This window comes from uncultured Algibacter sp. (assembly GCF_963976535.1).
Classification (GTDB): Bacteria; Bacteroidota; Bacteroidia; order Flavobacteriales; family Flavobacteriaceae; genus Algibacter_B.
This window is the reverse complement of sequence record NZ_CAXBLF010000054.1, coordinates 1-23442: the sequence shown is the minus strand read 5'-3', so window position 1 is coordinate 23442 and position 23442 is coordinate 1. Positions and strand designations below refer to the sequence as shown.

At 31.8% G+C, this 23442-nt stretch carries 20 protein-coding genes and 2 pseudogenes; 13 read left to right on the top strand and 9 right to left on the bottom strand.

The window, feature by feature from the left end:
* Positions 1–980, bottom strand: a 980-nt coding sequence (gene folK, locus AAC024_RS12870; protein WP_339895889.1) for a 2-amino-4-hydroxy-6-hydroxymethyldihydropteridine diphosphokinase, incomplete at its 3' end; no start/stop codon positions are given.
* A gap of 188 nt (positions 981–1168) precedes the next feature.
* Here folK and AAC024_RS12865 point away from each other — a divergent pair.
* The 5 genes and pseudogenes from AAC024_RS12865 to rpsU form a co-directional block, all read left to right on the top strand.
* Positions 1169–1291: pseudogene (locus AAC024_RS12865) on the top strand (GIY-YIG nuclease family protein); the annotation flags it as partial.
* Between the two features lie 164 nt (positions 1292–1455).
* Positions 1456–1632: pseudogene (locus AAC024_RS12860) on the top strand (GIY-YIG nuclease family protein); the annotation flags it as partial.
* Between the two features lie 57 nt (positions 1633–1689).
* Positions 1690–2394, top strand: a complete 705-nt coding sequence (locus AAC024_RS12855; protein ID WP_339895888.1) for a queuosine precursor transporter — start codon at positions 1690–1692, stop codon at positions 2392–2394.
* Between the two features lie 115 nt (positions 2395–2509).
* Entirely contained in the window at positions 2510–5179 is a 2670-nt protein-coding gene (locus AAC024_RS12850; protein WP_339895887.1) for an AsmA-like C-terminal region-containing protein, read from the top strand.
* Between the two features lie 72 nt (positions 5180–5251).
* On the top strand, positions 5252–5446 hold the full coding sequence (gene rpsU, locus AAC024_RS12845) for a 30S ribosomal protein S21 (protein WP_147765495.1): 195 nt from the start codon (positions 5252–5254) through the stop codon (positions 5444–5446).
* A 140-nt stretch (positions 5447–5586) separates the two neighbouring features.
* Here rpsU and AAC024_RS12840 read toward each other — a convergent pair whose 3' ends face one another.
* Together AAC024_RS12840 and AAC024_RS12835 are read right to left on the bottom strand one after the other, a co-directional pair.
* Entirely contained in the window at positions 5587–6531 is a 945-nt protein-coding gene (locus tag AAC024_RS12840; protein WP_339895886.1) for a M23 family metallopeptidase, read from the bottom strand.
* A 2-nt stretch (positions 6532–6533) separates the two neighbouring features.
* Positions 6534–7328: a DUF2797 domain-containing protein gene (locus tag AAC024_RS12835; RefSeq protein ID WP_339895885.1), complete on the bottom strand. Its 795-nt coding sequence runs from the start codon at positions 7326–7328 to the stop codon at positions 6534–6536.
* Between the two features lie 42 nt (positions 7329–7370).
* On the opposite strand from AAC024_RS12835, the gene AAC024_RS12830 reads away from it, so the two are divergent.
* Positions 7371–8885: a GH3 auxin-responsive promoter family protein gene (locus AAC024_RS12830; RefSeq protein WP_339895884.1), complete on the top strand. Its 1515-nt coding sequence runs from the start codon at positions 7371–7373 to the stop codon at positions 8883–8885.
* A gap of 399 nt (positions 8886–9284) precedes the next feature.
* On the opposite strand, the gene clpX is transcribed toward AAC024_RS12830, so the two are convergent.
* The 6 genes from clpX to AAC024_RS12800 form a co-directional block, all read right to left on the bottom strand.
* Positions 9285–10517 (bottom strand): ATP-dependent Clp protease ATP-binding subunit ClpX, encoded by a 1233-nt coding sequence (clpX, locus tag AAC024_RS12825; protein WP_339895883.1) that lies wholly within the window; start codon positions 10515–10517, stop codon positions 9285–9287.
* Between the two features lie 70 nt (positions 10518–10587).
* The gene (gene clpP / locus AAC024_RS12820; RefSeq protein WP_339895882.1) at positions 10588–11262 is read right to left on the bottom strand and encodes an ATP-dependent Clp endopeptidase proteolytic subunit ClpP; all 675 of its coding nucleotides are present in this window, start codon (positions 11260–11262) and stop codon (positions 10588–10590) included.
* 142 nt (positions 11263–11404) lie between these two features.
* On the bottom strand, positions 11405–12733 hold the full coding sequence (tig, locus tag AAC024_RS12815) for a trigger factor (RefSeq protein ID WP_339895881.1): 1329 nt from the start codon (positions 12731–12733) through the stop codon (positions 11405–11407).
* 151 nt (positions 12734–12884) lie between these two features.
* Positions 12885–13232 carry a phage holin family protein gene (locus tag AAC024_RS12810; protein ID WP_339895880.1) on the bottom strand — a complete coding sequence of 116 codons (348 nt, stop codon included), beginning with the start codon at positions 13230–13232 and terminating at the stop codon, positions 12885–12887.
* 15 nt (positions 13233–13247) lie between these two features.
* On the bottom strand, positions 13248–14015 hold the full coding sequence (locus AAC024_RS12805) for an alpha/beta fold hydrolase (RefSeq protein ID WP_339895879.1): 768 nt from the start codon (positions 14013–14015) through the stop codon (positions 13248–13250).
* 98 nt (positions 14016–14113) lie between these two features.
* The gene (locus AAC024_RS12800) at positions 14114–14827 is read right to left on the bottom strand and encodes a pyridoxine 5'-phosphate synthase (protein WP_339895878.1); all 714 of its coding nucleotides are present in this window, start codon (positions 14825–14827) and stop codon (positions 14114–14116) included.
* Between the two features lie 500 nt (positions 14828–15327).
* On the opposite strand from AAC024_RS12800, the gene AAC024_RS12795 reads away from it, so the two are divergent.
* From AAC024_RS12795 to AAC024_RS12765, 7 genes are all read left to right on the top strand, one after another.
* Positions 15328–15987, top strand: coding sequence for an acetoin utilization protein acuB (locus AAC024_RS12795; RefSeq protein WP_339895877.1), 660 nt, complete (start codon positions 15328–15330; stop codon positions 15985–15987).
* A 115-nt stretch (positions 15988–16102) separates the two neighbouring features.
* Complete coding sequence (locus tag AAC024_RS12790) at positions 16103–16990, top strand: NAD kinase (protein ID WP_339895876.1); 888 nt, start codon at positions 16103–16105, stop codon at positions 16988–16990.
* A gap of 526 nt (positions 16991–17516) precedes the next feature.
* Positions 17517–18203: a DUF6089 family protein gene (locus tag AAC024_RS12785; protein WP_339895875.1), complete on the top strand. Its 687-nt coding sequence runs from the start codon at positions 17517–17519 to the stop codon at positions 18201–18203.
* Between the two features lies 1 nt (position 18204).
* The gene (locus AAC024_RS12780; protein WP_339895874.1) at positions 18205–18945 is read left to right on the top strand and encodes an isoprenyl transferase; all 741 of its coding nucleotides are present in this window, start codon (positions 18205–18207) and stop codon (positions 18943–18945) included.
* The gene (locus tag AAC024_RS12775) at positions 18878–21517 is read left to right on the top strand and encodes a POTRA domain-containing protein (RefSeq protein ID WP_339895873.1); all 2640 of its coding nucleotides are present in this window, start codon (positions 18878–18880) and stop codon (positions 21515–21517) included. The genes AAC024_RS12780 and AAC024_RS12775 overlap by 68 nt, the downstream gene beginning before the upstream one ends.
* Positions 21518–21681: 164 nt before the next feature.
* A complete protein-coding gene (locus tag AAC024_RS12770) occupies positions 21682–22773 on the top strand; it encodes an OmpH family outer membrane protein (protein WP_339895872.1) in 1092 nt (363 codons plus the stop codon).
* 30 nt (positions 22774–22803) lie between these two features.
* The gene (locus AAC024_RS12765; protein WP_339895871.1) at positions 22804–23304 is read left to right on the top strand and encodes an OmpH family outer membrane protein; all 501 of its coding nucleotides are present in this window, start codon (positions 22804–22806) and stop codon (positions 23302–23304) included.
* Positions 23305–23442 lie beyond the last annotated feature (138 nt).

The window sequence follows — 23442 nt, the reverse complement described above, 5'->3', positions numbered from 1 at the left end:
TTTTCAATATTCTGCTCGTAATCGCGTCCGCGTTTTTTTATGTTTTGTTGCAACCGTTCTGTGTTTTGGTATAAATACACATAGAGTTCTGGTTTTGCAATATCTTTATACATCAAATAGAATAACTTTCGGTATAAATTAAACTCATCTTCATTCAATGTGATTTTTGAAAATATGAGTGACTTAAACACATCATAATCACTTACAATAAAATCTTTAAACAAATCGAGTTGTGATAAATCGTCCGATATTTGCTGATATCTATCCGCTAAAAAAGACATTTCTAAAGTAAAGGCATATCTATTGGCATCTTCATAAAACTTTGGTAAAAACGGATTATCAGCAAAACGTTCTAAAATGAGTTTCGCATTAAAATCGTATGATATTTTAGTCGCTAAACTGGTTTTTCCTGCACCAATATTACCTTCAATGGCAATGTAATTATATTTCGAAAAATCGTGTTGCTTACTTGGGTTTTTTAGCCAAATCTTAATCGGCTCTAAAACAGAATCATCTTCGCATTCATCTAATAAAACCGAAACCTCTTTTTCAAACTTTGGATGTTTTATTTTTGAAGCCACATCATTAAGTGGTAATAACACAAATTTACGCTTGTTCATTTCTGGATGTGGTACTTGCAGTGTTTTGGTATTGATCATATTATCTTCAGCAAAAACAATATCTAAATCTATCGTTCTAGCTTCGTAAGTATTGGTTTTGGTTCGGGTGCGTCCTAAAGAAGTTTCAATTTCCAATAAAGTTTCAAGTACTTTTTGAGACTCTAAATAGCTCTCTAAAACCAAGCAACAATTAAAAAAATCATCACTTTTGAAACCAAATGCAGGCGATTTGTAAACTTTAGAAATCAACTTAATATTACCTATACGCTCATAAATAGCATCTACCGCTTTTTGCAAGTTTTTAAACTTATCACCTTTATTACTGCCTAAGGCAATATGATATGTTGTTGGTTTTAACATAAGCAGGCAAAATAATAAAATCTAAATGGTTTCCTTTATATTTACTTTAAAGATTTGTTCACAAAATGGTTCTCGATACAATGCTTCTAAGGTCGCATCACCCGAACTGGCATAGAACGCAAATTGTCACTTCGAGTGTCCCGATTAAAAAAATCGGGATGTATCGAGAAGTTTTTATCTTTAACGCTATGAAAATTTATTACGCTTACATTCTAAAATGTTCAGACAACACATACTACACAGGTTTTACATCTAATTTAACAAAGCGATATGAAGAACATAAAATGGGTAGATACCCAGAGAGTTATACATAGTGCCTGGTCGGAAACACATCAATATTAAATTTGTTTCTTTTCGCGCTCTTTCCATTTATTTTTAATCGCTTGATGCTAAGGCATCAACTCATAAAAAGTAAATAAAAATAACATCAAAAATAATTCAAATTATAAAAATAGTCTGTTTGCGACCAGACACTACATACCAAAGAAGACCAGTTCATTTAGCCTTTTACGCTGAATTTACAGAAGCAAGTATGGCGATACAGATCGAAAAACAAATAAAAAAATGGTCAAGAGCTAAAAAAGAAGCATTAATTACTAATGATTTCGATAAGCTACCTAACTTAGCTAAAAAGAAATTTAAGAAAAAGTGAGGTTCTCGATACAATGCTCCTGCGTCGCATCACTCGAACTGACATAACGTAAAATAAATGACATTAAAAGATAAACTTGCTGCACAGCGTATTTACATCCTTTTAGGAGGCTTATTCATCACATCACTTGTAGTTTCAAACCTTATTTTTCAAAAATTCTTCTATTGGTACCCTTTTGATATAGAGGTTTTTGGAAGTAAGCTTTTTGAGATTTCAGTCGGGATTCTACCTTATCCACTAACCTTTCTAATCACAGACTTAATTAGTGAAATCTACGGTAAAAAACGTGCTAATGATGTTGTGGTGGTTGGCATTTTCGCATCTTTATTTTCACTGTTAATCATTTATGTTGCAGATGCTGTTCCTGCAACTTCATGGTCCTATGTAGATGATAAAACATTTCAAACCGTTTTCGGAAACTCTATGATAGCCGTATTCGCAAGTATGCTCACCTACTTATTTGCTCAGTTTGTAGATATCCAGATTTATCATTTTTGGAAACGATTAACTAAAGGTAAACACTTATGGCTTCGTAATAATTTCTCCACTTGGTTTTCGCAATTTGTAGATACCTTCACTATTCTATCTTTATTATGCTTGTTCGGAATTATTGATTGGGCAAACTTTAAAGGCTTATTAGTTAGCGGGTTTTTATTCAAAGTAATTGTAGCCGCCTTCGATACGCCATTTTTATATTTAGGAGTGTTTTTCTTTAGAAAACGCTTTAATTTAAAAGTTAATGAAGAGCTTAATTTACTTTAATTTTTTAATAATAAATTCACTGTTTTCAAACTTTTAGCATCATTTTTGCGTATATATCCATAATAGATCTTTAATAATCTCACTCAGTCGGAGAAATCTAATATAAAACCAACCAATGAAGAAAGCATTTAAAATTATTGGAATTACCACACTTATAATAATCACCCTTTTAATTGCTATTCCTTTTGCATTTCAAGGGCAAATTAAAGATATGGTAAAGCGTTTCATCAATCAAAATTTAAATGCAAAGGTAGAGTTTAGCGATGTTAACTTAAGTTTTATTAGAAGTTTTCCACAGGCACATGTGAATGTAACCGATTTGATAATCACCAATTTTGAACCTTTTAAAGATGAAACTTTTGCTACGGTTAAAGACATTTCGTTTACAATGTCGGTTAAAGAACTATTTAAAACCGCCAATGAAGATCCTATTGTAGTGAATACTATAAATATAAACGAAGCGCTTTTAACTTTGAAAACAGATAAATTTGGGAACAATAATTACAACATAACTAAAAAAGACAATAACGCTTCCGCGGAAAAAGAAGCAAGTAGTTTTGCATTTAGTATTGAAGACTATCAAATAAAAAATAGTGCTTTAACTTATATTGACGACCTTTCAAAAACCCTAATTCATGTTTCCGAATTGAATCATGAAGGTCACGGTACATTTTCAGCTGAAGCTTCAGAATTAAACACAAAAAGTGAAGCTAATGTGAGTTTCACGCGAGACAGCACCAGTTATTTAAGCAGTAATCCAATAAAATTAGAGGCGCTAATTGGTTTAGATTTAAACAACAGCAAATATACATTCAAAGAAAATAAAGGCTTTATCAATGATTTGCCTTTAGAATTTGAAGGGTATGTGCAACAACTTGAAAACGGACAAACCATTGATATTTCATTTGAAAATCCAGAATCTGATTTTAAAAATTTCTTAGCAGTAATTCCAAAAGCATATTCTAAAAACATTGAAGAGGTTCAAACCACAGGTGATTTTAAGGTGAAAGGCCTCATAAAAGGATTAAATTCAGACGAAACCATTCCAAATATTGACATAAGCATCACTTCAAATAATGCTTCTTTTAAATATCCCGATTTACCAAAACGGGTGAGTAACATCACCATTAATACGTCTATAAAAAACATTACTGGGAATTTTGATGACACTTATATTGATATTAAAACATTGAACTTTAAAATTGATGACGACGTGTTTAAATCGTCAGCTACATTAAAAAATATCACAAAAAATATGCTAGTAAATGCCAATTTAGATGGTGTTTTAAACCTTGCAAACATCACAAAAGCATATCCTATAGCATTAGAAAATGCACTTACGGGTATTTTAAAAGGAAAAATTAATACGTCTTTTGACATGAATGCTATTGAAACCAACGCTTATGAGCGCATAAAAAACAATGGTTCAGCAAGTATTACAGATTTTGTGTTTTCTTCAGAAGACATCGTTAACCCAATTCATATTTCTCAAGCTGATATGACGTTTAATTCAGGCACCGTTACACTTAACAATTTTAAAGCTAAAACTGGTGATAGCGATTTAAGTGCCAAGGGAACTATAAATAATTTATTAGGATTTTTACTAAGTGACAACACCCTTAAAGGAAACTTTAATGTGACTTCCAATCTGTTTAAGGTGAGTGATTTTATGACTGAAGATGAAACTTCAGCAGCAAATAAAACGACTAGTGATTCTGAATCTTTAAAAATTCCAGCTTTTTTAGATTGTACTATTTATGCGGATGCTAAAACGGTAGTTTATGACAATTTAAATTTAAAAGATGTTACTGGTACGCTTTATATTAAAGACCAACAAGTCACTTTGCAGAATATGAAATCTAGCATTTTTGATGGCGCGTTATCTATTTCAGGAGATGTTTCAACAAAAGGCGATATTCCTGTTTTTAATTTGAATTTGGGCGCAGATGGATTTGACATCTCAAAATCGTTTAAAGATTTAGATTTACTAAAAAACCTTGCTCCAGTTGCTAATCTACTTGAAGGGAAACTGAATACAAACATTACCCTGTCAGGGAATTTGGATAAAGAATTCTCTCCTGATTTAAGCACAGTTTCGGGTAATGCACTAGCAGAATTATTAACCACAAAAATAAATGCCAACAAAGGTGAATTATTTAATAAACTTGAAGGCGCTTTAGGTTTTATAGATTTTGATAAATTAGATTTAAAAGATGTGAAAACCAAATTAGCATTTGCTAACGGAAAAGTAAGCGTAAAACCTTTCAATTTAAAATATGAAGATATTGCTATTACCATTTCCGGTTCTCATGGTTTCGATAAAACTTTAGATTATAGTGCTGTTTTTAATGTGCCAGCAAAGTATTTAGGTAGTGATATTAATCGGCTTATTGGGAAAATAAACACAGAAGAAGCCAAAAATATTACCATCCCTGTTACTGCAAATATTGGAGGTAGTTATACGAGCCCAACTGTGAAAACCGATTTAACTAGTGGTATTTCAAACTTAACAAAACAACTCGTTGAAATTGAAAAACAAAAGCTCCTCAACCAAGGTAAAGACAAGGTAAAAGACTTAATAGGTGATGTTATTGGTGGCAATAAAAAGAAAACAGATTCTGCTAAACAGAAACAAAATGATGCCATTAAGGATGTCTTAGGCGGCATACTTGATGGAAGCAAAAAAGCAGACTCTACCAAAACAAGCACTACTGGAAATACTGTTAAAGATGTACTTGGTGGATTATTAGGAAATAAAAAAAAGAAACAAGACACAATTAATTAGGATTTAATAATAAAAAACCTGAAATTTGTCGCCCTTTTAGGAAGGCCATAAAACACAAAATAAATTATATTTATGTTAAAGATTATAGTTAAAGATGGTGAAAACATCGAGAGAGCTTTAAAACGCTACAAAAGAAAACACAGAAATATTAAGGTAATGCAAAACCTGAGAGAAGGTCAGTTTTTCACAAAACCTTCTGTAAAGAGACGTCGTGAAGTTCAAAAAGCAGCTTACATCCAAAACTTAAGAGACCAAGAAGATATTTAGGCTTTAGTTTAAACAATATATATAAATCCCAATTGCATTTTCTGTAGTTGGGATTTTATATTTCTTAAACGTTATAGAGTTTAGTTTACAGAAATATTTACTACCAACCCTTCATTAGCACGAACATTAAAAACGGTTTCCTATTTTTTCAATATCTTCTTCTTTTCTCTTTTTGTCATTTCAGCTTCAATAATAGCATTATTACAAAAAGTAATATAATCATTATTAGGAATTAATTTCGTAGTAGAATCATCTTCGCCATTATAAAACAGAGGGTTTACATAAATATAATAATGTTTCTGATTTTTTAAAGTCGATTTATTATTGTTCAATTCTAAAATATCGGGATCTAAATAATATACAGAAAAACGCAATTGACTATTCTCAGGCTTATCATAACTTCCCGCTATTGCTAATGGTGTTAAAGGATAAACTTTACTTCCTAATTTAACCATTATACTATTCTTTTTAAGTACGCCGTACCTAGCTAAAGTTCCGTCTTCATGCTCTATAATAATATAATTTGATTTGTTTTTAAAATTATATTCTGCCGTTAAGTCAGAATTAAACTCATCAACAATCTTTACCACCATACCTTTCCTTGAAGCATATACTGTATCATTTGGTTCTGCTAAAAACTGAAAAGAAGCCCAATTCTTTGGTTCAGTATTTCCAAATTTTTTACCCAAATAGTTTAATGTCCTAACAGTTATTTTTTTACCATCTTTAAAAGGAAGAATATACTTAAAATCTGTTTCAGGTTTAGCTCTTGAATTACCATCAATAAAAGTATAAGAATATGAAAAACCAATTCCACTTTTTGGATCCATAGGTTTTAAAGTTGTTAATCTACCTGAACGTCCGTTGATAGTTCTTCTTATTGTAGAACTACTTGTATTGGTTAATTCTTTAAATTTTAAAATAATATAAGTGCTCCCAGGACTTTTCTTGGTGTATGAAAATGTAACTGAATTATCTGGGTTTCTTTCAGACTTAATCTTTAATGGTTTATCCTGAGCAATACAAAAACCCACATTAACTATTAAGAATAAAATTACTAGATTATTTAATTTGTTTATCATCATATTTAATTGACATTTATATTCACCACCAATCCTTCGTTAGCTCTAACATTAAAAACGGTTTCGTCTTCAAAAATGAGATATTGCCCTTTTATTCCAACTAATTTCCCCGAATATTGTTGTTCTTTTTGAATATTTAAACTTTTAGGTTTTTCAGGATACTTAATCACTGGAAATTCTATATTGGTTTCGGTATTATTTTCAATGAAATAATCTTTAGCTTCATTTGGAATATATTGTTTTAAACGTTCACGCCATTCCACTAAATTTTCATCTTCGATATCGTTTTTAAGCATTTTTCGCCAATTGGTTTTATCTCCTACATGATTTTTTAGTGCCACTTCGGTTATACCTGCCAAATATCTATTAGGAACCTCAACAATCTCAATAGCTTCATGCGCCCCTTGGTCTATCCAACGTGTTGGCACCTGGCTTTTTCTTGTTACTCCAACTTTTACATTACTAGAATTAGCCAAATACACAATATGCGGTTGTAGTTGTACCTTTTTTTCATACTCTAAATCCCGGTCTTCTTTATCCAAATGAGCAGTACTTAATTCCGGACGCATAATCCAGTCTCCAGCTTGGGCAACATCATAAAAGCACTGTCTATCAAAACCTTGTCTGAAAATCGGTTTATCAAGTCCACAATTTAAACATTGATATTTAACAAATTGCAAAGTAATTTGTTTATTCAATAATTGGTTCATGTTCAAAAAATCATTTTCAAATACCAAATAATATTGAATCGGACTTGCAAACTCCGTTTCCATTTTTGTTAGAACACCTTGGTAGGTCATAAAAAAAAGTGTTATTTTTAGAATCTTAAAGATAGAATAAATATGCCAATTCCCTTAGTAAATTCTATTGCATCCTGGTTTTTAAAGAAACGATTTCATCAAATTGAATTGTTCTTAAAATACCCTAACGAGGTGCAAAATGAATTACTTTTAAGCTTGATAGATTTTGCTAAACACACTGAAATAGGCAAACAATATGATTTTTCTACAATGAAAGATTATAAAACGTTTGCAGAACGTGTTCCTATTAAAAATTATGATGGTTGGCAAGATTGTATAGAGCGTTCTAGAAGAGGTGAAAACAATATTTTTTGGCCCACGCCAATTAGATGGTTTGCTAAGTCAAGCGGGACAACAAGAGCCAAAAGCAAATTTATTCCGGTAAGTGAAGAATCTTTGGAAGATTGCCATTATGCTGCGAGTAAGGATTTGTTGTGCATGTATTTAAATAATAACGAAGATTCACAATTATTTACTGGCAAAAGTTTGCGTTTGGGCGGAAGCAAAGAACTGTATAAAGAAAACGGAACTGTATTTGGAGATTTGTCGGCTATATTAATTGACAATATGCCATTTTGGGCTGAATTTAGTAGTACTCCAAGTAGTAAAGTTTCACTAATGAACGATTGGGAACATAAAATGCAAGCCATAGTTAACGAAACTATTAATGAAAATGTTACTAGTTTAGCAGGAGTGCCTTCTTGGATGCTTGTATTACTCAATAATGTTTTAGAAACTACAGGGAAACAAAATTTGCATGATATTTGGCCAAATTTAGAAGCCTACTTTCATGGAGGTGTAAGTTTCTCGCCTTATCAAGATCAGTACGAAAAAATACTCCCTAAAAAGGATTTTAAATATTACGAAATCTATAATGCGTCAGAAGGTTTTTTTGCGATTCAAGATCAGAATAATTCAGATGAATTATTGTTAATGCTAGATTATGGGATTTTTTATGAGTTTATCCCCATGGATATTTATGCCACTTTAGAAGAACAGGCCATTCTACTTAGTGATGTTGAGCTTAATAAAAATTATGCAATTATCATTACCACTAATGCCGGTTTATGGCGTTATAAAATTGGTGATACGATTAGGTTTACTTCTTTAAATCCATATCGTATAAAAATCACTGGCAGAACAAAACATCATATTAATGTGTTTGGAGAAGAATTGATTATTGAAAATGCTGAACAAGCTTTAAAGAAGGTCTGCAAACGCACCAAAGCTGAAATTGTAGATTTTACTGCGGCTCCCATTTTTATGAATGGTAAAGAGAAAGGTGCACATGAGTGGTTGATTGAATTTAAGACACCTCCAAAAGACATCAACTACTTTAATGAATTGTTTGACAATGCTTTAAAATCTTTAAACTCGGACTATGAAGCAAAACGCTATAACAATATCACACTTAACAAACCTAAAATTAATGTTGCGCGGACACATCTATTTCATGATTGGTTAAAACAAAATGATAAATTAGGCGGTCAACATAAAGTACCGCGTCTTTCTAACACCCGTGATTATTTAAATGATTTATTAAAACTGAATTCATAACACATCTTCTCATAATTAATTAAAAAATAGGAAGTAATATATATTGAAACTAATCAATTATATCTGGTTTTGAAGAAACCAAACCATTGGCAAATTATAAGACCAAGCGTTCTGATGTTGTTTTAAAAGGCAACAGATGTGTAGAATTTGAATTGTAGATTCTATCGATTAAATGTCTGCTAATCGATTAAGTGTAGCCTGAAAAGTTTTTAAACGAGTATTTCGTCTTATAATCTAAAAGGCGTAAAAGCACCATGGTTCAACTGCTTTTTAAGTATACATTTACAACAGATTTGAAACAGAAATAAACATTTTTATATAGATATCCATTATTAATTAATTTCCATAAAAAACCACGCTATGTAGCGTGGTTTTTTAAAATATATAAATCAAACTTTTTTATGAAACTGCTTTTAGTTTCTTTAAAGTCGTTTTTGACAATTTCTCTTCTGCGTATGCTTTCGTAACATTCAATTTTTTGTCGTTGCTACTTGGGAGTTCAAACATAGCATCAGTTAAAATCTCTTCACAAAGTGAACGCAATCCTCTAGCTCCTAACTTATATTCAATAGCTTTTCCAACAATAAAGTCTAAAGCACCATCTGTAATAGTAAAATCAATTTCATCCATTTCAAACAACTTTTTATATTGTTTGATAATCGCATTTTTAGGCTCTGTTAGTATAGCTCTTAAGGTATCTGCATCCAATGGATCCATATAGGTTAAAACTGGTAAACGGCCTATTATCTCAGGAATTAACCCGAAATCTTTTAAATCTTTTGGAATAATATACTGCAATAAATTACTATGATCTACATTATCATCAGATACAGAAGCGCTATAACCTACAGCTTGCATGTTTAATCGTTTTGAAATATGTCTTTCAATACCATCAAAAGCACCACCGGCTATAAATAAAATATTCTCTGTATTTACTTCAATAAACTTTTGGTCTGGATGCTTTCGCCCTCCTTTTGGTGGCACATTAACAACAGTGCCTTCTAAAAGTTTTAATAAGGCTTGCTGCACACCTTCACCAGACACATCACGAGTTATAGATGGATTATCACTCTTACGAGCAATTTTATCAATTTCATCAATAAAAACAATGCCTTTTTCTGCTTTTTCTAAGTTATAATCAGCAGCTTGCAATAAACGAGTTAAGATACTTTCTACATCTTCACCTACATAACCAGCTTCTGTTAAAACAGTAGCATCAACAATTGCCAACGGTACATTTAACATTCTTGCAATGGTTTTGGCCATTAAAGTTTTACCTGTGCCTGTTTGACCAACCATAATGATATTACTTTTTTGAATATCAATATCATCTTTTGACGGTGGTTGTAACAACCTTTTGTAATGATTATAAACAGCAACAGACATGACTTTTTTAGTTGCCACTTGCCCTATAATATACTCATCAAGAAATCCTTTTATTTGTATGGGTTTACGAAGCTTTAATTCTGCGGATAAATCACTACCATCACTTTGCTTAGACTCTTCCAAGACAATACCATGCGCCTGCTCGATACATCTATCGCAGATGTGAGCATCTAGTCCTGCTATTAACAAGTTTGTTTCAGGTTTTTTACGACCACAAAACGAACATTCTAGTTCTTCTTTTGCCATTAATCTTATTTATTTTAATCGGAAACTATTATAAATCCCTCTATAACAATTCTTTAAAATTACAAATTATTTACTTGCGAGCCAAAATCTCGTCAATCATACCGTATTCTTTCGCTTTGTCAGACTTCATCCAATAGTCTCTATCGCTATCTTCATATACTTTGTCGTAATCCTGTCCTGAATGCTTACTTATAATCTTATAAAGTTCTTCTTTCAGAATTAAAATTTCTCTAGCAGTGATCTCTATATCACTGGCTTGACCTTGTGCTCCACCTAATGGTTGATGAATCATAACACGCGAATGTGTTAATCCACTTCGCTTTCCTTTTGCTCCAGCACATAATAAAACCGCTCCCATGGATGCAGCCATACCAGTACATATAGTTGCTACGTCTGGTTTTATAAACTGCATGGTGTCATAAATTCCTAAACCAGCATAAACACTTCCTCCTGGTGAATTGATGTAAATTTGAATGTCTTTATTAGCATCTGTGCTTTCTAAAAACAATAATTGAGCTTGAACAATATTTGCTACTTGATCATTAATGCCTTGGCCTAAAAAAATAATTCTATCCATCATTAAACGCGAAAACACATCAAAAACAGCAATGTTCATTTGGCGTTCTTCTATAATATTTGGCGTTAAATTAGTTGGGTACATGCTACTAATTATTTTATTGTAGTATGTACTACTTATGCCTTGATCCTTTATCGCGAATTTTTCAAATTCTTTTGCGTAATCCATAATCTTTTTGTATTTCTTTTAATTAAACTCCTGTCTTACATGTAGATGAGTTTAAAACTTGTTGTCTTATGATTTATTTTGAATAAAAAAGCGCTTAAATCTGGTAGATTTAAGCGCTTAAAGATAAGCAATTATTATTTATTTATTTATCACCATAAACTTCTTTAACAAAGTTTTCGTAACTTAATTCTTTGGTCTTAAGATTTGCTTTTTCTTTATAGACTGTTAATAGTTTTTGACTAATTAGTTGTTCTGAAATTCTACGAGCTTCATCTTGATTTGATAATACACGAGCAGCTATGTCATCTAACTCTTTATCAGAAGGATTCATTTGACCAAATTGAGCCATCTGCCCTTTAATCATCTCTCTTGCATGATTTTTAATATCGTCCATAGTAACTTGAACGTTATTTTCTTCAATTAACTTCCCTTCTATTAATTGATAACGTAAGCTTTTTTCAGACTTTTCATATTCTTCTCTTGCTTGATCGGCATCCATTTCTTGCTCACCTGCAGTTTGCATCCATTTGGTTAAAAATTCTGCTGGTAAATCAAACTTGGTGTTTTCAACTAAATGCTCTGTAACATCGTTTAATAACTTTTGGTCTGCTTGTTGTACAAATTGTTTTTCAGCATCTTCTTTTATTTTGGCTCTTAACTCGGTTACTGAAGTAACTTCGTCTTTACCAAAAAGCTTATCAAATAACTCTTGATCTAAATCTGCTAATTCACGTTTGTTTATTTCAGTAACAGTAAAATTTACTTCAATATCTAAACCATGAACATCATCATGACTTAATTTTAATGCGTGCATTAAATCATGGTCATCATCAAAAAGTCCTTTAGTTTTTAGTGTGATAACATCTCCTGCTTTAGCTCCAACGAATTGTTTTGTTGTTGACTTTCCCTTGAATTTATCTAAAGTTAGCGTTACTGTATTGTCAATTTCCTTTTCTTCGTTTGTGTAAGCGCCCGTAATTTCGCTATCTTTTTCAACCGCATCTTGAGACACTAATTTTCCGTATTGTTTTTGAACACGTTCAATTTGCTCATCAATCATTTTTTTATCTGCAATAATATTGTATTGCGTAATTGATTTTTTACTTTTTAAATCAACTTTGAATTCTGGCGCAAGACCTAATTCAAATTCAAAAGAAAATTTATCAGCTTCCCAATCTATTTCATCTTGAGTTTTTGGTAATGGTTGACCAAGAACATCAAGCTTTTCTTCCGTTAAATATTTATTTAAAGCATCTTGTAAAAGCTTATTAACCTCATCGACCAAAACAGCTTTACCATATTGCTTTTTAACCATTCCCATTGGCACATGTCCTTTTCTAAAACCTGGAATGTTTGCTGTTTTACGGTAATCTACTAAGATTTTCTCAACCTTATCACTATAATCTTCTTTAGCAATATCTACTTTTACTACAGCATTTAATGCGTCAACGTTTTCTCTTGTAATATTCATTTTAAATGATATAAAGCCTTAAATCAGGCATTTAACAATAAAGGCTTCTTTTAAAAACCTAAAATTTTGTAACCAAAATTGGGATGCAAAAATAATATATTTTTACATCCCAACAAAGTTTTTAATTCCTTGATTTATAATAGTCGTTTATCTATTTTTTATCGGTTTTTAAGAAAGACTGCAAAAGCGATTGTAGTATAGATAACAAAATGCTAAATAAGATGGCCCACCAAATACTATCAACATAAAATCCATCAATAAATTTATCGGCCAAAAGAATAATTAATCCATTTATAACTAATAAAAATAAGCCTAAAGTAATGATGGTTACTGGCAATGTTAAAATAACTAAAAGTGGCTTAACTAGAAGGTTTAGAATAGATAATACGAGTGCCACAATTAATGCAGAAACGTAGCCATCTACACTTACGCCATTTAGAATGTTTGCTAAAAAAAATACGGCTACGGCGTTTAATAATAATCTTAAAATTAGGTTCATAGTTTTATATTTTGATTATGAATTTACAAAATTAATTACAGCCTCAAAAAAGTCTTTAGGGTTTTCAGCATGCAACCAGTGTCCTGCATTAGAAATAGTAACAATTTTAGATTTTGAAAAATGATTTTTAATTATAGCTTCATCATCTACTCCTATATATTCTGATCGATCTCCACGCAAAAACAAAGTGTCTTTTTCAAATCTGGTATAACTAGGTAACGACTCTCCAATTTCACCAACTTTATTTTTTAAAACCTCTAAATTAATGCGTAATCCTAACTTCCCTTTTTCAACCCAATATAAGTTTTTAAGTAGAAATTGGCGGATTCCAAAGTCGGACACATAACTACTTAAAATTTTATCGGCTTCAGCTCTACTTTTTATAACCTCAAAATCTAAAGCGCTAAGTCCTTCTAATATAGCATCATGATGCACTGGATAAAAACGTGGAGAAATATCTGCAATCAATAATTTTGAAACGATTTCCGGATACAGTGATGCAAATAACATGGCTGTTTTTCCACCCATAGAATGGCCTAACAACACAATTTCTGATAATTTATTTTCATCACAATAATGTTTTAAATCTTCAGCAAGCATTTCATAATTAAATGCATCATCATGAAAACTTCGTCCATGATTTCGCTGATCAACTAAGTGCACTTGAAATCCTTGTTCACTAAACTGGCTTCCTAGTGTTTTCCAATTATCGCTCATTCCTAAAAAACCATGTAGAATAACAAATGGTTTTCCTTCTCCTATAATATTTGAATGTAAAAGCATAAATGATTTTTGATTAATGATTGACGATTTTTGATTGCTGAATCTGTGACTAAATACCATGACAGTAACTGTGACTGAGACTGAATACTGCGACTTCTTTATTTAAGTCTATGTAAATACATTTGAATAACATTTTCTACGCCCAAATATAAACTCTCAGTAATTAAGGCATGTCCAATAGATACTTCTAATAAATCTGGAATATTATCTTTAAAATATTTTATGTTGTCTAATGATAAATCATGTCCTGCATTTATTCCTAAACCTAAACTATTTGCTAATTTGGCACTTTCTATATAAGGTTTAATAGCATCGGAGTTTCCTAAACTGTATTGATGTGCAAAAGCTTCAGTGTAAAGCTCAATCCTGTCGGTTCCCGTTTCTTTTGCGCCTTCAATCTGTTTTAAAATTGGATCAACAAAGATTGATGTTCTTATTCCGTTATTTTTAAATGCTGCAATCACATCAACTAAAAAATGGTTATGTTTTATAGTGTCCCAACCCGCATTGCTTGTAATAGCATCAACGGCATCTGGAACTAAAGTAACCTGCGTTGGTTTAACTTCTAACACTAAATTCACAAATGACTCAATTGGATTACCTTCAATATTATATTCCGTATAAACTTCAGGTTTTAAATCGCGTGCATCTTGATAACGTATATGTCTTTCATCTGGTCTTGGATGAATCGTAATGCCTTCTGCACCAAAACGTTGTGCATCTTTAGCAAATTGAACTACGTTTGGTACATCACCTCCTCTTGAATTTCTTAACGTTGCTATCTTATTGATATTAACACTTAACTTTGTCATAAATTCATTTTAAAAAATATAATTAATTATGGATTTTTGACATTGACTAAAAGATTCTTCTTTTATATTTTATATTTTTCTTACTTCGTAACTAAGCCATGAAGTTCAAAAAAGATATCATCTAAATTCAAAAACTAAAATTTTCGCTTCAAAGCAAAACCCCCAAATTAATTATGCAAAAATACAAAGTACAACAAGCATTGGTACTTTTTTTTTGATTAATTTGCAGTCCTATCTATTAGTGATATGATAATGCGCTGGATAATAAAATTGAATTTATCAATATTAATTAGTGTCTGGACGGAAACACAGCAAAATTAAATTTGTTTCTTTTTGCGCCCTTTCAGTTTATTTTTAATCGCTTGATACTAAGGTATCAACTCATAAAAACTAAACAAAAATGACATCAAAAATAATTCAAATTATAAAAATCGTCTGTTTCCGTCCAGACACTAATTAGCGAATTACATTTGACAGAATTAATAAAATAGAAAAGACAAATGAGACTTTCAGAACTTATTATAAACGACATAAAACCGTTAAACACTAACAGTAAAATAAGAGATTTACAGTTATTGTTTAATCAACTTACTTTTTCTCATATTCCTGTTAAAGATGATAATGGAACCTATTTAGGTTGTTTTTCTGAAACCGATGCGCATTGTTTTGATAACGATAAACCTTTAAACGAATATAAATATGCCTTAGAAGATTTTTTTGTTAGAAATAACACACTTTGGCTAGATGTTTTAGAAGCCTTTGCTATTAATTCTACCAATATTATGCCTGTTTTAAGTGAACAAAATAAATATTTAGGCTATTATGAATTAAATGACGTTATCAGCTTATTTAGTGAGTCTCCATTTTTCTCTGAAGCTGGAGGCATTTTAGTTGTTGAAAAAGGTATAAACGATTATTCATTTAGCGAAATTAGCCAAATCGTAGAATCAAACGACGGTAAGCTTTTAGGTGCTTTCATTTCAAGAATGAATACAGATTTAGTTCAAGTCACTTTAAAAATAAGAAACACAGGGCTTAATGAAATTATACAAACCTTCCGAAGATATAGTTATAATATTGTTTCTGGGCATGAGGAAGACGGATACATTGAAAGTTTGAAAGATCGTTCAGATTATTTAAAAAAATATTTAAATATGTAGCTTATGAAGCATCCATATCTAAAATTTAATTTCTTTAATAAAGGATTGCTATGGATGCACCATTGCCTGCTCCAACAATTTAGGAGCGACCTATAAAAACAATAAAAACAAACACATGAAAGTTGCCATTTTTGGACGATATTATAGTGTAACAACTCCTGAATCAGTTGAAACGCTTTTTAATTTTCTTGAAAATCAAGGTATCGAAGCCTATATTGAAACTGAGTTTCATAAACTGATAAATCAAGAACCTCATCATATTAAGGACTATCATAAATATAAAACATTTACCGAGCTCGATACTAGTTTCGACCTTCTAGTAAGTATTGGTGGTGACGGCACCATTTTAAGAGCCACCATGTTTGTTAAAGATTTAGGCATCCCAATTATTGGAATTAACACAGGAAGACTTGGTTTTTTAGCCACCATTCAAGTTAATGCCATAGAAAAAGCAATACAAGACATCATCGATGGAAAATATAGAATCTCTGAACGTAGTATCTTAACGGTAGAAACATCTTCCAAAAACAAGGATATAGAATCATTGAATTTTGCATTGAACGAAATTACAGTTAGTAGAAAAAACACTACGGCTATGATTACCATAGACACCTATTTGAATGATGAATTTCTAAACTCATACTGGAGCGATGGCTTAATAGTATCAACACCTACGGGCTCCACAGGATATTCGTTAAGTTGTGGTGGTCCAGTAATCACCCCAAGCGCAAATAGTTTTGTGCTAACACCAATTGCCCCGCATAACCTAAGTGCGCGCCCATTGGTAATTCCAGATTCTACAGAAATACATCTTAGAGTTCATGGTAGAGAAAAACAACATTTAATCTCATTAGATTCTAGAATTGCCACCTTAGATAACGGCACACTCATTAAAATTAAAAAAGCCGATTTTAAAATTAAAATGATAGACCTTTTAAATGAAAGCTTTTTAAACACCCTAAGAAAAAAGTTGCTTTGGGGCGAAGATAAACGTAATTTATAATTTTGGGCGTTACCCAAGGGTCGGGCTTGAAGTTTATCCTGAGCGGAGTCGAAGGGTTGCAAGTCCGCGCTTATCCGATAACTATCGGAACTGACTGTGGGCTTTCCACTGCAATCCCTAACGCGAGTAAGTCCGCAGTAATTAGTATAAGCATATAAGAAATAAAACAAAAATTAGTTTGAATCTATAACATAGTTAATGGTAAAGCCCCAAATTTCGAAACAGTCGGAATCATCAATCTACAGAAATAATGAGCGATGGGATGGAGTCGCAAAGCGCAGCTTTAAGCGCGTAATTCCAAAAACGAATGGTACTTTAGCAATTTCCTCAGATTGATTTGATTTTTTGGTTCGTTTTGCATCAAGGTAAAATAAACATACTAAAAATTATTTTTTATGCTTTTACGGCTCACACAAACCAGATTACAACAATATTTCAAAAGAATTTCTGTTTTACACTCATACAATTCAGCTCAAATTACATTTGAGAAATCTTATTTATTATATTTGCAAACTTTTGAATATTTATGAGGCATTTAACCATATTGATATTAAGCATTTTATGCATCCAATTAAGCGACGCACAAATTAATGAAATAGGGCTTTTTTTAGGAGGCAGTAATTTTATTGGAGATGTTGGTGCAACCAATTATATTTCGCCAAATCAATTAGCTATTGGTGGGCTTTATAAATGGAATAGAAGCAAAAGGCATTCGTACAGAGCTTCAATAATATTTAGTGAATTAGAAGGTATTGACACAAATTCAGACGACCCAAGACGTATTCAAAGAGGTTATGAGTTTTCAAGTAAAATCACAGAAATTTCTTTAGGTATGGAATTTACATTCCTAGATTTCAATCTGCATTCAGGCGAAAAGTTAGGAACACCCTATCTTTATTCTGGTATATCGGTTGCCTATCACGACAATCATTATTTTTCTGGAGGCATTCAAACATCAGAAAACAATTCAAGTTGGGCTTATGGCATACCTATGGCGCTAGGTTTTAAAACTAACTTCATGGAAAACTTAATCTTAGGAATTGAAATAGGTGCACGTTACACGTTTTCAGATGAACTTGACGGAAGTATTCCCGACACCAAATCTTTACAACCACAGCGTTTCGGAAATATAAATAATAACGACTGGTATGTGTTTTCAGGTATTACACTTACCTATACCTTTGGGGAAAACCCTTGCTATTGCGTAGAATAAAATGGATTTAAAAGACAGCATACTTACAAAATCGTTACCAAAACACATCGCTATTATTATGGATGGCAATGGGCGTTGGGCAAAACAAAAAGGGATGCTACGTGCTTTTGGACATGAAAATGGTACGAAATCTGTAAGACAAACTGTTGAAGCTTCTGCTGAAATTGGTATAGAAAACCTAACCCTTTATGCTTTTTCAACTGAAAATTGGAACAGACCAAAGCTAGAAGTACAAACGTTAATGAGACTTTTAGTGTCTTCATTAAAAAAAGAAATTAGCACACTTCAAAACAATAACATTAAACTAACAGCTATTGGAGCCTTAAATACACTTCCTAAAAAAGTACACAAAGAACTTTTTGAAGTTATAGAGAACACCAAGCAGAATACTAGAATGACTTTAACACTTGCGCTTAGCTATGGTTCAAGAGAGGAAATCATAAACACTGTTAAAGAAATTAGTATTAAAGTTAAAAATAATATAATTTCGCCCGAAAATATTGAAGAATCAATTATAAATGAGCATCTTTACACGCAAAATTTGCCAGACGTAGATTTGCTTATTAGAACCAGTGGAGAACAGCGCATAAGTAACTTCTTGTTATGGCAAATTGCTTATGCCGAATTATATTTCACAAGTGTTTTATGGCCAGATTTTACAAAGCAGCATTTGTATGAAGCTATTATTGAATATCAAAAAAGAGAACGACGATTTGGGAAAACAAGTGAACAACTTAGCTAAGATTTTACCTACACCAACATATTTAAAGTACTGCGCAACGATACTCTTTTTTATTAGTTGCCTTAGCATTAATGCTCAAAATTCAAATTTTAGTAAAGTCAAAAAATACACATTAGCTGAAATTACAGTTGCTGGTAACACGTCTTTTAGCGAACAAACGATCATTACATATTCTGGCTTAAGAAAGGGCAAGGAAATAACTATCCCCGGAGAAGATATTGGTAATGCAATTAAAAAACTTTGGAATTCTAAATTGTTTAGCGACATTGAAGTTTATGTTCTTAAAGTAGAAGATGATGTAGCTTATTTACAAATAAAATTAGCTGATTTACCTCAACTTAACGAACTTAAAATTAACGGTGTGAAAAAAGGAAAGAAAGAAGGTATAATTAAAGAGAACGCACTAAAAAAAGGCACAAAGGTTACTGAAAATCTAATTACTACAACTAAAAACTTCCTCACTAAAAAATATAAAAAAGACGGTTTTCTTAATACTAAAGTACATATCAATACCATTGAAGTAAAAGACTCTATTGAAACTTCAAGAGTAAATATGGTATTAAACATTGATAAAGGTGAAAAAGTAAAAATCAAAGACATTTCCTTTAATGGCAATAACGTTTTAAGTGATAAAAGGCTTAGAAAAAGTATGAAAGGCACCAAGAAAATCAATCGCCTAAGAGTACTTAAACGTTCAAAATTTATAGATTCTACTTATCAAGCCGATTTAGGTCATATTATAGACGCCTATAAAGAAAGTGGATATAGAGATGCCCGAGTTTTGTCGGATAGTGTAATTTATAACAATGATAAAACGATATCACTTATTATTGATGTTAATGAGGGCGAGCCCTATACCTTCGGTGATATAAAATTTATTGGCAATACGGTTTACACCAACGAGCAATTAAGCAGATTATTACGTGTTAGAAAAGGAGATACATACAATGGTATTTTATTGCAAAAACGAATTGCAGACAATTCTAAGCCTGATGCACAAGATATCACAAATCAATACCAAAACAATGGATATTTATTTTCAAGCATAAACCCTGTAGAAGTAAGTGCCGATAATAATGTTATTGATATTGAAGTAAGAATATCCGAAGGTAAACCTGCCTATTTTAATTCAGTAAGTGTTGTTGGTAACGATAAAACCAACGACCATGTTATTTACAGAGAACTTCGTACACGCCCAGGGCAATTGTATAGTAAAGCAAATGTAGTACGTACTGTTAGAGAACTTGGTCAATTAGGCTTTTTTGATGCTCAAGAAATATCACCAAACTTTAACAATCCCAACCCTGTTGAAGGTACTATTGATATGGAATATTCGGTTAAAGAAACTGGTTCTAGTCAAATTGAGTTGCAAGGTGGCTATGGTGGTGGTGGTTTTATTGGAACACTGGGGTTATCTTTCAACAACTTTTCAATAAAAGATATATTTAAAAAAGATGCTTATAAACCAATCCCTATGGGCGATGGACAAAAGCTATCATTGCGTTTACAAGCCAGTCGTTTTTATCAAACGTATAGTTTTTCATTTTCTGAACCTTGGTTAGGCGGTAAACGTCCTGTTCAATTTTCTACATCACTATCACATACCAAACAGTTTTTGTATAATCCTATAACAAGAAATGCGGATAAAAGTAGAAGTTTCAATATTACAGGAATTACTTTTGGCTTAGCAAAACGATTGTCTGTACCTGATGATTATTTTACATTGTCTCAAGCCATAAGTTATCAGCGTTACGACTTAAACAACTACAATACTGGGTTATTTACTTTTGGTGATGGATTTTCAAATAATTTATCATATACTTTTGGTTTAACTAGAAATAATACCAGTGTTGATCCTATTTTCCCAACAGGTGGTTCTAATTTTGGAATTACTGCCAAGTTTTCTCTTCCTTATTCATTATTTAACGATGTTGACTACAAATCTATAAGAGAAACAAGCGACAGACTTAGCGCAATACCTCAGCAATCAAGAACAGAAGAGGAAAGAGATGAACTAGAAAAAGCAGATCAACAAAGATTTAGCTGGTTAGAATTTTATAAAGTAAAGTTTTCTGGTGAATGGTATACTCAACTTGCCAAAAATTTAGTTTTAAGACCTAAGGTTGAATTTGGTTTTTTAGGCGCATACAACAATGACAGAGGTATTATACCATTTGAGCGTTTTTACTTAGGTGGCGATGGTTTAGGTAATTTCACCTTAGATGGTAGAGAAGTTATTCAATTACGTGGATATCCAAATGAATCGTTATCTGATCAAGATGGAGGCGCCATTTACAATAAATTTTCATTAGAGCTTCGTTATCCAATAACTTTAAAAGCATCTGCAAAAATTTATGCTTTAGGTTTCTTAGAAGCCGGTTCATCTCAAAATAATTTTCGAGACTTTAACCCGTTCGATCTCAAAAGATCTGCTGGTTTAGGAATTCGTATTTTTATGCCTGCCTTTGGTTTGTTAGGTATTGACTTTGGTCGTCGTTTTGATGATATTCCGGGAGATCCAGGATCAAGCGGTAATTGGGAAACACACTTTATAATTGGACAACAATTTTAAGTAAAAAAAACTTTGGCACGATATTTTCTAATAACACATTGATGATTTGCATGAGAATTAAAATTTTTAAGATTAAAATTCGTTAATTTTGAAGATACAATTCAAAAAGGCAGAGAAATTCATCTGTAACTTTTAGAATTTATAAGTCATAAAATATTAAACAGATGAAAAATCCATTATTAAAAACTCGATCACATAGAAAGAAGTCTAAATGGATATTACATGTGAACGATAATAATAACCATCACATGAAACACAACGTTCTTTTTTTACTGACATTAGTTTTTATGCTAAGCTTTTATTCACACGCACAACGTGGTGTGAGAATTGCTTATATAGACACTGAGTATATTTTAGAGAATGTTCCTGAATATCAAGAAGCTACTGCTCAATTAGAAGATAAAGCTCAGAAATGGAAAAATGAGATTCAATCAAAATTGACAACTGTAGAACAAAAGCGAAAAGATTTAAGTAATGAAAAAGCACTTTTAACAAAAGAGCTTATTGATGAGCGCGAAGAAGATATCACTTTTGAAGAAAATGAAATTTTGGACTATCAGCAAAAACGTTTCGGGCCAAATGGAGATTTGTTTATTCAAAAGAAGCAGTTAATGCAGCCTATACAAGATCAAATATTCGCTGCGGTTCAAGATATGGCTGAAGGAAGAAAGTATGATTTTATTTTTGATAAGTCATCAGATGCCGTCATGTTGTTTTCAGCAAAACAATTTGATATAAGTGAACAGGTTTTGAGAAGTATTAAAAAAACGTCAAAACGTACGCAAGCCAACTCAAAAGCAGAACGTAAAGCTGCAGAAGAAGAGGAATTGATTCCAGAAATAAATGAAGAGTTGGAAGCTAGAGAAAAAGCTTTAGAAAAAAAGAAAGCGGAAAGAGAAAGTGCGGTTGAAAAACGTAGAGAAGAAATTTTAGCAACTCGTGAAGCAAAGAAATTAGAAGCAGAAGCTAGACGTCAAAAAACGTTAGAAGATAGAGAAAAAGCAAAACAAGCTAAGTTAGATGCTAGAAACAAGTCAACTAAAGTAGCTGCTAAAAGTGAAGAAGTAACATCAAAATCTACTGGGGAAGCTAAGTCTATAGAAGGCGAAACAAAAACTAAGGCTCAACTCATTGAAGAAAACAGACAGAAAAAATTAGCTGAAAGAGCAGAAAGAAAAAAAGCGTTAGAAGACAGAAAAAAGAAAATATTAGAAGATCGTCAAAAGGCAAAAGACAGTATAAACAAGAATAATTAATAATTTATAACACACTTAATACTATTTAAAATGAAACAATTTAAAACGCTCTTATTAGCAACCGTACTATGTATTGCAACTGTTGGCTTTACACAAGCACAAAGTAAAGTTGCTCACATAAACACACAAGAATTAATTGCAGCAATGCCAGCAGCTAAAAAAGCACAAGCTGAGATTGAAGCTTTGGGAAAAACATACCAGACTGATATTCAAGCTTCCATTACTGAATACCAAAATACTGTAAAGCAGTATGATGCTGAGGCAAGCACTAAAACAGCTGAAGAAAACCAAACTAGAATGGTTGAATTACAAGAAAAACAACAACGTATTCAACAGTTTAGAACTGATGCACAAAAAGATTTAGCTGAAAAAGAAGCTGAATTATTTAAGCCTATACAAGAAGCGGCTATGAAAGCTATAAACGAAGTAGCTAAAGCTAAAGGTTTCCAATATGTTTTGGATAGAGCAACATTAATTGTAGCTGATGGCGATGATATTTTAGCTGATGTAAAAAAGCAACTGGGTATCTAAAATCAAATTACAATAAAATATATCTTAAAGCTGCCTTTTTAAAAGGCAGCTTTTTTATTTTTGTCATACCATTTATTGTTTAAATTTAATTAGGGCTTGCTGATTTTCTAAAAAAATAGACATAACTAATTATCAATC